The sequence below is a fragment of the Shewanella sp. SW32 genome (assembly GCF_025653365.1).
GTDB lineage: Bacteria > Pseudomonadota > Gammaproteobacteria > Enterobacterales > Shewanellaceae > Shewanella > Shewanella oncorhynchi.
The window spans coordinates 49201-63480 of sequence record NZ_JAKKSJ010000014.1 but is presented as its reverse complement, the minus strand read 5'-3'; the positions used below and the strand labels follow the sequence as shown (position 1 = coordinate 63480).

General features: G+C 46.0%; 15 protein-coding genes. 8 read left to right on the top strand and 7 right to left on the bottom strand.

Annotated features, from left to right (window positions below; genetic code table 11):
- The first annotated feature begins 89 nt into the window (after positions 1 to 89).
- Genes L5M28_RS10275 through L5M28_RS10260 form a run of 4 tightly spaced genes read left to right on the top strand, consistent with a single transcriptional unit; the run spans position 90 to position 3381 of the window.
- Positions 90 to 611, top strand: a complete 522-nt coding sequence (locus tag L5M28_RS10275; protein WP_113941345.1) for a hypothetical protein — start codon at positions 90 to 92, stop codon at positions 609 to 611.
- 60 nt (positions 612 to 671) lie between these two features.
- Complete coding sequence (locus tag L5M28_RS10270; protein ID WP_006079763.1) at positions 672 to 1349, top strand: response regulator transcription factor; 678 nt, start codon at positions 672 to 674, stop codon at positions 1347 to 1349.
- 49 nt (positions 1350 to 1398) lie between these two features.
- The gene (locus tag L5M28_RS10265) at positions 1399 to 2655 is read left to right on the top strand and encodes a sensor histidine kinase (protein ID WP_263196907.1); all 1257 of its coding nucleotides are present in this window, start codon (positions 1399 to 1401) and stop codon (positions 2653 to 2655) included.
- Positions 2656 to 2688: 33 nt separating this feature from the next.
- A complete protein-coding gene (locus tag L5M28_RS10260; protein WP_263196908.1) occupies positions 2689 to 3381 on the top strand; it encodes a TIGR01621 family pseudouridine synthase in 693 nt (230 codons plus the stop codon).
- A gap of 26 nt (positions 3382 to 3407) precedes the next feature.
- On the opposite strand, the gene L5M28_RS10255 is transcribed toward L5M28_RS10260, so the two are convergent.
- Positions 3408 to 4577 carry a GGDEF domain-containing protein gene (locus L5M28_RS10255; RefSeq protein WP_105251099.1) on the bottom strand — a complete coding sequence of 390 codons (1170 nt, stop codon included), beginning with the start codon at positions 4575 to 4577 and terminating at the stop codon, positions 3408 to 3410.
- 259 nt (positions 4578 to 4836) lie between these two features.
- On the opposite strand from L5M28_RS10255, the gene L5M28_RS10250 reads away from it, so the two are divergent.
- Positions 4837 to 5004 (top strand): YqaE/Pmp3 family membrane protein, encoded by a 168-nt coding sequence (locus tag L5M28_RS10250; protein ID WP_006079767.1) that lies wholly within the window; start codon positions 4837 to 4839, stop codon positions 5002 to 5004.
- A 72-nt stretch (positions 5005 to 5076) separates the two neighbouring features.
- Here the strand turns inward: L5M28_RS10250 and L5M28_RS10245 are convergent, their stop codons facing one another.
- On the bottom strand, positions 5077 to 7254 hold the full coding sequence (locus tag L5M28_RS10245) for a TonB-dependent receptor (RefSeq protein ID WP_263196909.1): 2178 nt from the start codon (positions 7252 to 7254) through the stop codon (positions 5077 to 5079).
- A gap of 425 nt (positions 7255 to 7679) precedes the next feature.
- Here L5M28_RS10245 and L5M28_RS10240 point away from each other — a divergent pair, with 425 nt between their 5' ends.
- On the top strand, positions 7680 to 7871 hold the full coding sequence (locus tag L5M28_RS10240; RefSeq protein ID WP_263203256.1) for a DUF2986 domain-containing protein: 192 nt from the start codon (positions 7680 to 7682) through the stop codon (positions 7869 to 7871).
- Positions 7872 to 7890: 19 nt separating this feature from the next.
- Here L5M28_RS10240 and L5M28_RS10235 read toward each other — a convergent pair whose 3' ends face one another.
- The 4 genes from L5M28_RS10235 to L5M28_RS10220 form a co-directional block, all read right to left on the bottom strand.
- Positions 7891 to 8403, bottom strand: coding sequence for a M23 family metallopeptidase (locus L5M28_RS10235; RefSeq protein ID WP_105251107.1), 513 nt, complete (start codon positions 8401 to 8403; stop codon positions 7891 to 7893).
- A 37-nt stretch (positions 8404 to 8440) separates the two neighbouring features.
- A complete protein-coding gene (locus L5M28_RS10230) occupies positions 8441 to 9031 on the bottom strand; it encodes a hypothetical protein (protein WP_263203254.1) in 591 nt (196 codons plus the stop codon).
- Positions 9032 to 9043: 12 nt separating this feature from the next.
- On the bottom strand, positions 9044 to 9664 hold the full coding sequence (locus L5M28_RS10225; RefSeq protein WP_251068941.1) for a CHAP domain-containing protein: 621 nt from the start codon (positions 9662 to 9664) through the stop codon (positions 9044 to 9046).
- Positions 9665 to 9899: 235 nt separating this feature from the next.
- Complete coding sequence (locus tag L5M28_RS10220) at positions 9900 to 11243, bottom strand: anaerobic C4-dicarboxylate transporter (RefSeq protein ID WP_105251110.1); 1344 nt, start codon at positions 11241 to 11243, stop codon at positions 9900 to 9902.
- Between the two features lie 263 nt (positions 11244 to 11506).
- Here L5M28_RS10220 and L5M28_RS10215 point away from each other — a divergent pair, with 263 nt between their 5' ends.
- Positions 11507 to 12685: a PrnB family protein gene (locus L5M28_RS10215; RefSeq protein WP_263203252.1), complete on the top strand. Its 1179-nt coding sequence runs from the start codon at positions 11507 to 11509 to the stop codon at positions 12683 to 12685.
- Positions 12686 to 12689: 4 nt separating this feature from the next.
- On the top strand, positions 12690 to 13811 hold the full coding sequence (locus tag L5M28_RS10210) for an aminotransferase class V-fold PLP-dependent enzyme (protein WP_263196916.1): 1122 nt from the start codon (positions 12690 to 12692) through the stop codon (positions 13809 to 13811).
- A 165-nt stretch (positions 13812 to 13976) separates the two neighbouring features.
- On the opposite strand, the gene L5M28_RS10205 is transcribed toward L5M28_RS10210, so the two are convergent.
- Positions 13977 to 14234, bottom strand: a complete 258-nt coding sequence (locus L5M28_RS10205; protein ID WP_251068942.1) for a YceK/YidQ family lipoprotein — start codon at positions 14232 to 14234, stop codon at positions 13977 to 13979.
- Between the last annotated feature and the right edge of the window lie 46 nt (positions 14235 to 14280).

The window sequence follows — 14280 nt, the reverse complement described above, 5'->3', positions numbered from 1 at the left end:
TTGGAATTGCATACAGGCGCAATAGGTCCATCGACTTCTAACTGATTGTCTCATAAGATACAAACTTAGCTGATTTATATGGAGGGGCCATGAGACTATGGTTGCTAGGATTCATGTTGGTATCTGGTGTCGCAACGGCGGCTCAGAGCATGTATTCGATGTTTGCGGGTGGAGACTATGTACCGCCGTTGAGCGTTATGCAGCAGATTGAAAAAGGGTTCTCCGGTGTGATTGCCGAATTTCATATGGAAGAGCAAGAGGGTGAATTAGTCTATCAATTTGAGTTGATTAATCCTTTAGCAAACTCTATAACGCGGTTTGAATATCGTGCCCGTGATGGTAAGTTACTGAAACAAAAGGCGAGTAAAGTAAGCGCCGATGATCTGGGTGAGGTTGAGGCAACGCGTATGATCGCGGCAAAAGATCAAACCTTTTCAGGTCTAATCGTTAAGGCCACTAAAGATCATAAAGCCTTCTTAACTGAAGCAAAGTTAGACCACGACTTAGGTATCAGTTACTTAGAACTTAAGCTGCTCGATGATACGGGTAAGTTTAAATTGGCTTTTGATGTCGAAAATTTACGCCCGTTACCTTTACTCAAGTGGGATTGAAATATCTAAGTCAATCGAGTGCTCACACGAGTGCTTAAGATTGAGGAGCGCAACATACAGATGAAAATACTTTTAGTTGAAGATGATGCGACGACGATTGATTACATCGTCAAAGGATTTCTTGAGCAGGGCCACAATATCGAAACAGCGAGCGATGGCCATCAAGGCCTGTCACTTGCGACGAGTAGTCAGTACGATCTCGTGATCCTCGACCGCATGTTACCCCAGCTCGATGGCTTAAAATTATTGGCCGCCTTAAGGGCAACGGGCAATCAAACCCCAGTGCTGATTTTATCCGCTTTAGCGCACGTTGATGAGCGAGTGAAAGGCCTGCGCGCGGGCGGCGACGACTATATGACTAAGCCGTTTGCTTTCTCCGAGTTATTAGTTCGCGCTGAAAAACTGATGCACCGTGGGCAATCTGTGCCTGTGACAACTGATCTCGTTGTTGGTGGTTTGAAGATGGAGTTACTGACCCGTAATGTCACTTTAGACGGGCAGGAGTTGATGCTACAGCCGAAAGAGTTCCAGTTACTTAAGTATCTGATGGAACATGCTAATCAAGTTATTAGCCGCACCTTATTGTTCGAAGCAGTGTGGGATTATCACTTCGATCCGCGCACGAACGTCATCGATGTGCATATCGCAAAATTACGCCGTAAATTTGAAGAGTTAGGCCATGGCGAGCTTATCGAAACCGTGAGGGGAGCGGGTTATCGCTTACGACAAAGGCATTAAGCCTTACCAAAGCAGCGCCTGGCGCATCACAATCGTTTTTTCGACCTTAGTGATAGTGATCATCGGGGCGTTGCTATTTGCCCTTTATCGACAGTTGATTATTGAGCAGCAGTATCAAGTGACTCAATATTTAGAGTCAGAGACCCAACGTTATCAGCAACTTGCCCTAACGGTTGATCGCCGTAGTTTTGCCGCTCAAATCCGCGCCGCCGATCCACAAACGGCCCTGATCGCTTGGCGTAATAGCTACGATATGGTCGGTGCCTTGAGTTTTATGCCCGAAGGCATGCCCATGCTGCCGCAAACGCGGGATTTTCCTATCTTAACCGGTGGTCCAGATAAGCTGCATATTCTTACCGGCGGTCTGGTGATGACCCGCTACGGCCCAGTGTTGATTGCGACCCGTACCGATAACTTAGCGACGTTAATTGATAAGTTTATCAGTGCCGCCGCGACGGCTGTCATGCTTACCGTAGTGTTGACTTTAGCGCTCGGCTATCTGTTTTCTAAGGCGATTTTACGTCGATTAGTGCAATACAACCGCTTGAGTGAACAGATTGAACGCGGTCATTATGACACCCGCTTACCCTTGAGTTGGCGTCAGGATGAGTTCGATATGTTGGCGCTGCAGTTTAATAATGTGCTGGATATTCTTGAAAATAACCTGATGGCAGTGCGTGGTGCGACCGATAATATTGCCCATGATTTACGTACTCCACTGTCACATATCCGTATTGGTATTGAAGAGTTGGCGAGTAAGCCGAGCAATGAGATTAGCGAAGGTTGCGCCATTTTGACCGAGGAGCTCGATCATTGTTTAGCGACGTTTGATGCCATGTTATCGCTCACGCGTATCGAAGAAGGTCAGCAGACACTCGATTTGCAGGAGCTAAGCCTAGCGCAACTGTGTACTGACTTATTGGATATGGCCGATGCTGTGGCTGAATCTAACGAGCAAACCTTGAGTTTATCGCTGCTGGCTGACCATAAGGTTTTTGGGGACAAATACTTATTATTCCAAGCCTTATATAATCTTGTCGATAATGCGATGAAGTATTCTGGCCAAGGTGCGCGGATTGAGATTATTCAGTCAGGCCCACAAATTCAGATCCGCGATAATGGCCCTGGTATTCCAGACGAGAGTAAAGAAAGAGTGTTCGAACGTTTAGTGCGCCTCGACCCTAGCCGGCATTTACAGGGTACTGGTTTAGGATTATCTATGGTCAAAGCGATTCTCTCACGGCACAATGCCAAAATTAATCTCACGGATAATCATCCTGGCTTAGTCGTCACTATTCAGTTTTAAGCCGATGATCCGCATTACAACGCCGAGTACTCCATGTATCGAATCATAGCCGATAAGGCTGATTTTATTGTTATTTCCAAATCAGCCAAAGTGCATTTCCACAGTCAGGATGGGACTGCAGGCGTGGTGGCGCAGGCTGAGCAAGATTTAGGGATTAAGCTTTTTGCTGTTCATCGCCTCGATACACCCACGTCCGGTCTGTTGATTCTGGCTAAGAGTGCGGTCGCCGCCAAGCAATTTACTGAGCTGTTTACCGCCCATAAAGTGCAGAAATATTACCTCGCCCTCGCGAAAGGCAAGCCGAAGAAGAAGCAAGGCTGGGTGATTGGTGACATGGCAAAGTCGCGTCGTAGCATGTTTAAGTTACTGCGGACTAAAGAGAATCCAGCGATTACGCAGTTTTTCTCCTTGAGTGTTGGCGAGGGATTGCGTTTATATTTGCTTAAACCCCACTCAGGTAAAACCCATCAATTAAGAGTTGCCTTGGCGAGCTTAGGTGTACCCATTTTAGGGGATGATTTATATGGCGGAGAGGCCGCGGATCGGTGTTATCTGCATGCCTATTGTCTGCATTTTCGCTATGGTGATGACGTGACAGGTTGGCATGATTACGCTTATCGGGATTTGCCGACTCAAGGTGAGCATTTTGGTGCTGAAGGTGTCACTGAGGCGCTAGTTGCATGGCGTGAGCCCGATACTTTGGCTTGGCCGGCGAAAGGAGATTAATCTTTGCAGCGTTATGTTGCAAAAGCCTAGCAAGCTTGGCAAATACGGTCTCGGCCCTCAGATTTTGCGCGGTACATAGCTTGGTCTGCTTGAATGAGTAGTTTGTCAGGTTGGCATCCTTGATAAATCGTGGCGTAACCTAAACTGGCATGGATTTTAATCGTAACACCTTGCCAGATAAATGAATTGTCCTTAAGTACTTGATGCAATTTCTCGGCGACGACTCTGGCCGCGGGTGCATCAGTCGCGGGTAAAATCACCAGAAACTCCTCTCCACCGTGACGACATAGGGCGTCATTTTCTCGCAATACCGAGCCAAACAGTCTCGCCGCCGTCAACAGGGCGAGATCGCCCGCATCGTGCCCATATTGATCGTTGATATCTTTAAAATGATCAAGATCCAATAAAATCATACTGTAAGGTACTTTATCCCGCAGCCAGCGTTGATGGATATTGTTTAAAAACTTATGCATAGCACGGCGATTCCACAGGCCTGTGAGTTGGTCCCGCTCCGCTAACATGCGGATTTTACTGACAAGCCGAGTCATGGCATTACCTATCATCACGATATTGATCAATAGGGCCAGAAAGACATAGAACCAAAGCACAGGTATGGCTTCTTGCGTGTGCATGGCGATAAACATCGGACTTTCTTCGGGAGAAAGCAGGGCGATAAAGATACGAATGATAAAAATACCCACCATGGCGACTAAAGGCATGACCATAGCGATGGCAACTCGATTTCCCGTATCGCGTTTGATGGCAAGATAGTTATCTCGAGTTAACATGGCGAAAATGAGCGCGGCGCAGGCTGAGAATACGATGGCCAAAATGCGTTCGGAGCTGAAATTAGGTGGAACCAAGAGCATCACACCAGCGGTGAGTGCTAAAAGAATAAGATCCGATTTTACGCTGGGCTTGAGTCTAAAAAGCGCCTTTGTTCCCCAACGCGCTAGAATGAAGCCAAATAAAATCGCCATATCCGAGCAGAACCAAAAAAAGTAACTGGAGGCTTCGGTGCGTTGGCTGTTGAGTATGATGCCAAGGAGGACGAACAAGTTCGCCAGAGAAAAGCGCATACTGGCTTGAGTGGCAATTTTTAAAGGTTGTGCAATGAGTCCCCATGCGACGGCAGCCGTGCTAGTAAGCAGGCAAATAAACTTGATGAGTAATAAGGCTTGGGGATCAAATATCATTCTTTTACTTCATATTTTTCTTTAACTATAGATGCTTTTAGGGATTTTCGGTTGGAGTTTGCTGGATATCTTAGTCTACTCTGGACGGATAATGGGTTGAATATCCTTTTTCATTTTAGGGAATGGTAAGGGCCTTCATTTAGGCTGCTACTGGGATTATTTACGCCTTGCAAACTAAAAGAATTGCAAATTCTGAGTCTTCCTGCGAAGTTAGATCTTGTTGATTTGCCTACAATCTCCGTTTTGAGGATGTTCTGTTATGGATACAAATAAACTACTTTTAGTCATTATTGCGATTTTATTGCCCCCAGTTGCTGTATTTTTGAAGGCGGGAGCGGGTAAAGATCTGCTAATAAACATCGTGTTATGTTTACTGTTCTGGTTCCCTGGTTTATTACACGCACTCTGGGTCGTGACCAAGGCATAATTTGCTTTCTTCCACACAATAAAAAAGCGCAATGTAATTGCGCTTTTTTATGTTTCAAAATGGGCCTTTCACTTAGAAAGGTAAGGTATAGCCTATTGTTGCAGTACGCCCCATTCCTTTGAAATAACGATCATTTGTACCCATGGTTTGTGAGTAATAATTGAAATAATCTTTATTAAATAGATTTTGCAAACCTAGGCTCAGGGTGCCAGTGTAAAGCGGCATTGAGAAGGAAGCATCGACTGTCGTGTAGCCATCAAATTCCGCATACTTGTTGCCCGCCGCGTTTTTAAAATCGCGGTCCATGTAGTAATTGGCTTGAACGCGGGTCGACATTTCATTATCGAAGCTATGGGTCCAGAACAGGTTGATACGATTTGGCGAAATATTTGCACCATCGAGATCGGTATCGACTTGGCTATCACCATTTGAATCGTATTCCCCCTGCTGGAAGGCGATATTCATGCCGAGATCATCATTGCTGGTAATGTAGGCGGTGACATTGGCTTCAATACCATCGATCACACTCTTTTCGCGCTTCACGTCGTAGAAACCATCACTATTTAAGGCCAAACGTGAACCAAAATCAGTGGCGGAACGATAGTAAGCTAGCTTAGCGCTTAAGTATTTACCTTGGTAATCGGCGCCGACTTCAACGTTATCTGTGACTATCGGTGTGAGCGCCAGTGAGCCATCTATGCTGGGATTGTCGCCGGGGAAGCTTTTACCATCACGCAGAATTCGGCCGATATCCGGCATGCCAAAACCTTGGTTATAGCTGGTATAAACGCGAATGTCAGGAGTGATTTTATAAGAGATACCGACGTTAAATAAGGTTTCATCGAAGGTGGCTGAACCGCCCGCAATTTGCTTATTGCCTGCACCCCACAGGGTTTTGTAGTCATCGACACTTAACTCGGCATGTTCGTAACGAACACCGGTCGATAAGGTTAAATTTTCAATTAAGTCATAATCTAACTGCAAGTATGGCGCAACGTTGTCATAGGTACTTTCGGGAACCCATGAAAAGCCAGTTTTTACTAAGTCTTGCTCAGTGGTGTCGCGGAAAAGGTCGACACCGTAGGCTACATCAATTCCTGAGCCGGCAATATCCTTAGCGATCAAGGCGCTTTTTAAACCCCATTTAACCGAAGAGTTACGCGATTGCTCGTAGTACAAGCTTTCACCTTTACTGCCAACACCGCATTGGATGACTTGATCGCTGCCTTCGAAGGATGGATCGTAGAAGCTATCGAAACAGCCACCGCCATAAACTGCTTTAAAATCTTGATTAAAGAGTTGCAGGCTAAGTTGCTGGCCACCAATATTGGCGTGGGTGTAAGTCAAACTTGTGGTGGTCACTTGGTTGTTGGCGGCTTCCCATGGCTGAGTTTCTTTAACTGCACCTGTGGGTACACCATTGGGCTTGTCACCTGCAACGGGCATCCAATCGCCATTGTTGTCTGCATTGTAATGGTTAACCATTAATTCAAGGCGTGACTCATCGAAGTTATGACCAAGCTTGATGAAGAAGTCTTTACTCTGACTATCCATCGACTCGCCTTGAGTCGTGTCGACACCCACTACGTTATGATTGGCATCGTAATAGACGCCATTATTGCGGTAGCTAACCGAACCTATCATGTCGATAAATTCTGACTCGCCAGAAAACGCATAGCTAGCACCAAAGCTTAAGCCATTGGATTTCATTGAATCAGGCACAGTGACATCGAAACTCGCAACCTGTTCGCTGTCGCCTGTTGGCTTTTTAGTGATGTAGTTGATGATGCCGCCTTGGGCACCGAGACCATGCATTGCATTGGCGCCGTGAATGATTTCGATGCGTTCAATCATGGCAGGATCTATAGTTTGTCCCTCTCTACCACCACTGCGAAGTGGGTTCGATTGAGGCACGCCGTCGATCATAATCAATGGCGGACGACCACGCAGGGTTTCACCTGTGTTACTCATCTTCTGGCGGCTCGGTGAAAAGCTAGGCGCTAAGTTACCGATAATAGTCGATAAATCTTTAGTGGTGCGGAACTGTTCTTCTAATTGGGCGCGGTCGATGATAGTGACAGTATTGGGGATCGAGCTGGGAGATTTATCCATTCGACTCGCGGTGACAGTGATTTTTTCTATGTCTTTATTTTTGTTGTTTGGACTGTTGTCGGTGGCATCTTGGGCCGCAGCGGATTGGGTTAACGCTGCCAATACGGCTAAAGCAACAAACGAGGTTTTGAATGTCATATAACTTCCTGCTAAGGGCGAATGAGTTTGTTACACCGGCTCCCTTGGCATAGGTTAATATTCCATTAAATTGTATTGCAAATGATAACGATTTTTATTATTCGCGATTTTAGGGGAGGAATTACAGCTTGTCTAGTCACGCCATACAGGAAATTGCATGATTTGACGACAGTATGAATAAATTGCGACACAGCACTCGGTATCGAGAGGTTTTACTGTAAAGGCCATGCATATAGTGCGAGTTCATGTCGGTAAAGCATTACCTTTTTTGGCATTTGTCTTTGATTTAGGCTGACCTATGCTTTAGTCGCAGGTTTGATTATTTGATTGGGCTACGCGTTTGCCTTAGTGCTTTCGATTGTCTGGCGTGTTGATGGAAGGCTATAATCGCGCCCCTTTATACCGTATCTCGCATTGGTACTCTGATGAACCGTAAAAAGAAGATTAATCAAACCTTGAAGAGCAAAGCAAAAAAGGCCAATGCCAAACTGCAATCTAGCAATAGACCTAAATATATTGCGAAGGCAGAGAGAGAAGCATTAACTGCGGCAGTTGAGCATGAAACCCCATCAAAAACCGCAGAACCTCAGCTTGATATTGCACTGCCAATAAGCTGATTAAAGTAAGTAGTTAAGCCTATAGTGCAGTTAAATACTCGATAGGGTTTTGATAAAAGGCCTTTTTATAACCTTGGGTTGAAGTATCCATCAGCCAAGGTTTAGGCAATAAGCTCAAAATGGAATAGTGCAAATGGGGCGGTTTACCTTGTGCATTGCCCGTATCGCCGACAGTGCCCAAAGTGTCACCTTGGTAGGTAATCAATCCCGTGGCTGATTCAATTTGGGCTAAATGGGCAAAGTAATGAATTTGCCATTTCGGACCTAAACCAACCACTACATTTCCTCCTTTGAAGAAGTCACCTCGATACAAGATCAGCATAGGCGTTGGCGCAATCACTGCGGTGTTTTTGGCGGCGAAAATATCTATCCCCTTGTGAACGCCCGATGGACCCCAAGGTTCATACCAAAAGGTTTGGCTGTTCCAATCTTTACTGCTGGCACCCTTTACTGGGATCGCGGGTGACTCAGGGATCAGATAACCACCAAGTAGCAGTAACGTCAGTGCTAATCCAACATATTTCAATTTCATTTTTTATCCTGCATTAAGTGTTTGCGTACCTTAAGTTTTAATGAAAATCGCTAAATTCCCGCCAACTTTCAGGATATTGCAAGCGCTCGGCTTCTGAAAGCGATAGCCAATAGGGGCGCCAAAAATAGCTGCACCAAAAGTCGATATTACCTTGAAGACTGCCGAGGGTATCGGGATCGATATTAGGAAAGCTTTCCCATGGATTGGGCGGGGTGGATTTGAATCTGATTAATGCTTCTAGCAAGGGTTTGTCATTGGTCACTAAGGTTATGCACACACCCGCAAAATCGTCATATTGGTTCAGTAATACGCAGGTCGCTTGGGTTGGATGTTCGATAAAACCGTTAAAGTTGACCGTTTGCTCGGGCAATGTGTTAAAGCCTGCCTGGCTAAGTAAAGTGTTTAAGGCCTCTTTCCCTTGGTAAGTCAGCAAGCAATGCAATTGATAAGCAAAAATATCTTCTCTGTCCATAGGTACAACGAGTGGATAGGTTTGTATGATTGGCAAGCTGATATTGGGCATCTGGGTTTGATGAAAAACAGTGTGTAACTCAGTTTGTGGCCTAGATTGCTTGAGGCTATCACTATTACGCATAAGGCGTTGTTTAATCCAAGTTAATACTGACATTATTGTTATTTCTCAGTGAACCTTACTGGGGAATGGCGTATTTGCGGATTCTGCAATCGGGGAGGCCGTGATTTCCGGGGCCTGCCATCTTAACCAACCTTTTACTCGAGGCGCATCAATATACCAGAGGCCGTTTTGTTGAATTAATGCCAACCGTTCGCGTGATGGGCCAAAGGGGCCGGGATTTTGCTGAGCAATTTCAATACTGCTATCGGTAACTGAGGCAATGATCGCAACGTGACCATAGGGGTTAAATATCCATGGAGAAAACACGAGTAGATCATCCTGCATAGGTTTGGTCTGACTCGCATTAGTGTATTGCCGCATAGCGCGTTTTTCATTCCACATGCCATCGCTTAACTTGTTATCAAAAAAGTCTCTAGCATGGCCTAAAGCGTCAGGCATTTTATGCTGGTAGCGTTGGTAAAAATAGCGCTTAACAAATTCAACACATTGATATTGAATACCTAAGTTATAACCATCTATAGATAGGTTGCGTCCTGAATGGGTATTAACTCCTCCGTTATAATAGATATTAACCCCGTTTAGAGTGTCGATGACTTCTCCTACTTGATGGTGGGAATTAAAGTTAATCCGAGTTATCAGACTGTAGGCACAGTATACGAGCCCCATCAGTATCGCGAAAAAAGCTAATAGAATGGATAAGCGTCTAATCATCTTTAGTACGGCAAGCTAAAAAGAGTTGTTGAGTAAGATACTTATCTCACTTTCGGGCTGCGTATTTTATGTTCTGAAGAATATGGGCGTCTAGGGTATGGGTTTTATATTGGCACAAGTTAATACTTTTGGGTGATCTAAGGTTATCTAAAACAAAGGCCGCATCTGCGGCCTTTGTTATTTGTGGAGGTTAGAGTAAAGCGGTTGCGAGTAGATAACCGACAGCCGATGCTGTCGCTACACCGATAAAGCCTGGAATGATAAAGCTGTGGTTAATAATGAACTTACCTATTTTAGTCGTACCTGAACGGTCAAAGCCGATACAGGCTAGATCACTTGGATAGGTTGGTAGCACGAAATAACCGTAGCTTGCAGGGAGGAAGGCGATTAAGAGTTTTGGATCGACCCCTAAGGCGAGTCCCATAGGTGCGATTGCAGTGAGTGCTGCCGCTTGGCTATTTACAAGCTTAGAGATGAGAAACAGCACTAAGGCATAGGTCCAAGGCTGGCTTTGTACTACATGGGACAGGTTTTCCTGCAGTACATCCATATGGCTGATGAAGAAAGTATCACTCATCCAAGCCACACCAAATACTGAGAAAATTGCTACCATGCCCGCTTTAAAAACGGGGCCATTAGAGATGTTGGTCGGTTTGACTTTACAGGTCATCAGGATAAAAGCACCTGCAATTAACATCATCATCTGGATAACTAAGTTCATCGAGAGTAAGGTCGACTTACCTTTAACGTCAAAGGCGGGACGCAATTCACTAAATGAACCTAACAGTACCACAGCAGCGATAGCGGTGAAGAAAATCCCCGTTGCCCAGTAAGCTTCCTTCGGATATTTTTGATTTAACAGGGTTTCGCTCTTGTCATAGATAAAGGCTCTTTGGACTGGATCTTTAATGCGTTCTTGAAATTCTTCATCTTTATCTAAATCTTTACCACGACGCAGACTCCAAAGTGCAGCGGCCATGACACCGCAAAGCGATGCTGGCACTGACACCATTAAAATTTCGAGCAGATTGTAAGCGCGGCCTACACCCTGTTGTGATGCCAGAATCGACACCATAGACACCACAGCTACCGACACGGGCGAAGCACAAATCGCCATTTGTGAAGCGACAGAGGCCACCGCCATTGGACGCTCTGGGCGAATATTTTTCTTCAGCGCGATATCGGAAATAATCGGGAACATGGTGTAAACCACATGGCCAGTACCGCAAAGGAAGGTCAGCGTCCACGTGGTCAGCGGCGCTAGAATCGTGATGTATTGTGGATGACGGCGCAGTAAGCGCTCGGCATACTGCATCATCACATCTAATCCACCTGCGGTTTGCAATACGGCTGCACAGCCAATGACTGCAAGTATGGTTAGCATAACTTGCACTGGCGGTTGTCCCGGCGCTAAACCGAAAACAAAAATCAGTAAAAATAAGCCAATACCGCTGATGAGGCCTAGTCCCATGCCGCCGTAGCGGGTACCTAGCAGTAGGCAGCTAAGCACTACTATAAATTCCATTAAAATCATCCGATTTACCTCTGCGGAACTACCGCTTAGCTATTAGTTGAGTGATGAGTGTCTTCAGGAACATTCTGCGGAGTAAAAGTGTTTGAAAAATTGCGCTGGCGCATGGTGTAAATAAAAAATGGCATTAGTTTTTTCGGAAATTTGACCTAACGCTAGAAACACGTGGCGATAAGTTGCATTCTGGTTACGAGTTTTACGGATTGGGCTAACGCTTTGAGCTCACTCCGTTTAAAAGAACGATAACAATACTCAAGGATAAGCCCGTGAAACCTGCCACCTTTAATACCGAAGCCTTTGATGATTGGATCCGCAGCCGCTTTGTAGAACTCAATTCCGAGCTAGAACAGCTTTACTACCAACAAACAGATCGGGCCAATGTGCTCGATATCGGCGCAGAAGCTAAGTTGGCGCTGGAGAGCGAAGGGCGAGAGTTTATTAAAACCTTGCTCGATGAGGGGAATACTGATGAAGGTTTCGACAGTGCCTTCGATTTACTCGGCAATGTGGGCTTGTATATGGCGGCCTGTCGGCGCCATGAAATTACCGAGCCCTCGCGGGAAACGACATCGCCATTAGCTGAGGCTTCTGCGCTCGCCATGCATATTGGCGCTTCAATAGGCGTCACGCCGCGCTTTGCCACCGCACATTTAACCACTCACAATCGTGCCCACAATGGCATTTATAAGCGCTTTACCGATCTGAGCGCCGAAAAGCTGTTTGTGGATTACAACACTAAGGGCATTTTGGCCTATAAACGCGCCGCCGATGCGCTATTAAAGATCCAGCCTTTGGGCATTTCCCATCCCATCAGTCACGATTTACTGCGAGTCGCTAAACAGGCCTTGCAAGATGTGATTGAGTCGAATACCCAATTATTTAATCGATTAGATACGGACCGTTTCTTTTACTGTGTTCGCCCTTACTACAAACCTTATCGGGTGGGCTCGGTCATTTATCGTGGCGCCAATGCAGGTGATTTTGCTGGAATTAATGTCATCGATTTAACGCTAGGTCTTTGTTTTGCAAACGAAGTCTCCTATTCACAAATGCTGGTGGACAAGTTTTTATACATGATGCCGGAGGATCAACAGATATTGCGCGAGTGCATGCGTCGGCCGAATTTGATGGATGACTTCTTGTTGGCAAAAGACTGCTCAACCCAAGATTGGTATCAAGAAAACTTGCGACTCTTTATCGAAGTCTGCGAATTACATGGCGAGACTGCGATTCAGCACCATAATGAGTTAGTAACTAAATATATTGCTGAGCCTTCGACAAGTATGGAGCAGCAGCATTTAGCTAAAGTTACCGCGAGTGGTCCGCCACTGCATGTGCTACTCGGCTCATTGGAGCGACTCAGAGACCGACGCGCCGCCGCTCAGCGCAGCGATATTAGGACTCGTTATTGTGATATTAAAAAACTAAAAGAGAGTTTGAGATAACACTATGTTTGAAGATTTTAAAAAGGACTTTTACCTAGCAGGTCCAGGATATCTATTAAACCATTCCGTTGGCCGGCCATTAAAATCGACCGAGCAGGTCTTTAAAGAAGCCTTTTTTGCGCCTTGGCAGGAGTCGGGGCGTGAACCTTGGGGCCAGTGGCTGGGTGTGATTGATGATTTTACCTTTGCTTTATCTAAACTATTTAACGGCCACCAAAAGGATTTTTGCCCTCAGGTCAATCTTTCCAGTGCGCTGACTAAAATTGTCATGTCCCTCGACAGATTGAACCGCGAACACGCCGTTGTGTTAATGAGTGAGATTGATTTCCCCAGCATGGGTTTTGCCCTTAAAAAAGCGCTGCCTGCCAGTTGCGAAGTACGTTTTATTCCTAAAGGGCTCGATATCACCGACCCTAATGTGTGGGATGCGCATATCAGCCGTGATGTGGACCTGGTGTTTGTTAGTCATGCTTACTCGAATACGGGGCAGCAGGCGCCATTAGCTAATATTTTCACCATAGCCCGTGAGCGAGGTTGTTTGAGCTTAGTGGATGTAGCGCAATCGGCGGGGATTATTCCGCTGGATCTCGCGCGCCTACAACCCGATTTTTTAATCGGTTCGAGTGTGAAATGGCTCTGCGGCGGCCCTGGTGCTGCCTATCTTTGGGTTAATCCCGCCATATTGGAGAGTTGTCAGCCTAAAGATGTGGGTTGGTTTAGCCACGAGAATCCGTTCGAATTTGATATCCATGATTTTCGTTACCAGCATTCCGCACTGCGCTTTTGGGGAGGGACACCATCAATCGCGCCTTATGCCATTGCCACCCATAGCATTCATTATCTTGCTGGTTTAGGTACTCCGTTGCTGCGTAAATACAATCAGCAATTGATTGATGCTGTGGCACAAGAGCTCGACCATGAGTTTGTGTCGCCGCGGGATACTGAAAAGCGCAGCGGCACGCTTATTCTGCAGTTCGGTAAACAGCAGCATCAAATGATGACGGCATTGGCGAACGCGAATATTAGTGTTGACGCCCGCAGTATGGGGATCCGGATTTCTCCGCATATTTATAACAATATGGCCGATATCAAGCTGTTACTAGATGTGATTAAAGCAAATCGCTAACTTAAATGATTTAAAATGGCTTGCTAGGCTAGGTTGTACTACGTAATTACAACTAACAAGGCACAACACTCTGGGAGGTAAACCGCGACATGGTCGTTCCCGTATGCCGGCGTTAACTCACCGTCACACGGGCAACTTGAGGTTATTTATTGGGTGCGATCATGCTTAAATCTTATAGTCATAGCGGCAGACCATAGGTCGCGGGGTGTGGAGCTTGGGATCGCTGGGCGTGATCGCTAAATCTGCAGGTAGCATAACAGTATCGATGATCAACGCACTGCTCATATCAACGAGTGTCAGCGGGATGGTAAAGAGCAGCAAGGGCGGGGCCGCCAACGCGGAGATAATCATACACTCCTCGCCATTATCAACAGCCGTTTGCACACTTGAGAAAGAGTGACCCCAAGTTGAATCTTCTCCCATCCTCGACGTTATCGTTGCACATCCCGTGAGAGAACAGCACACGACC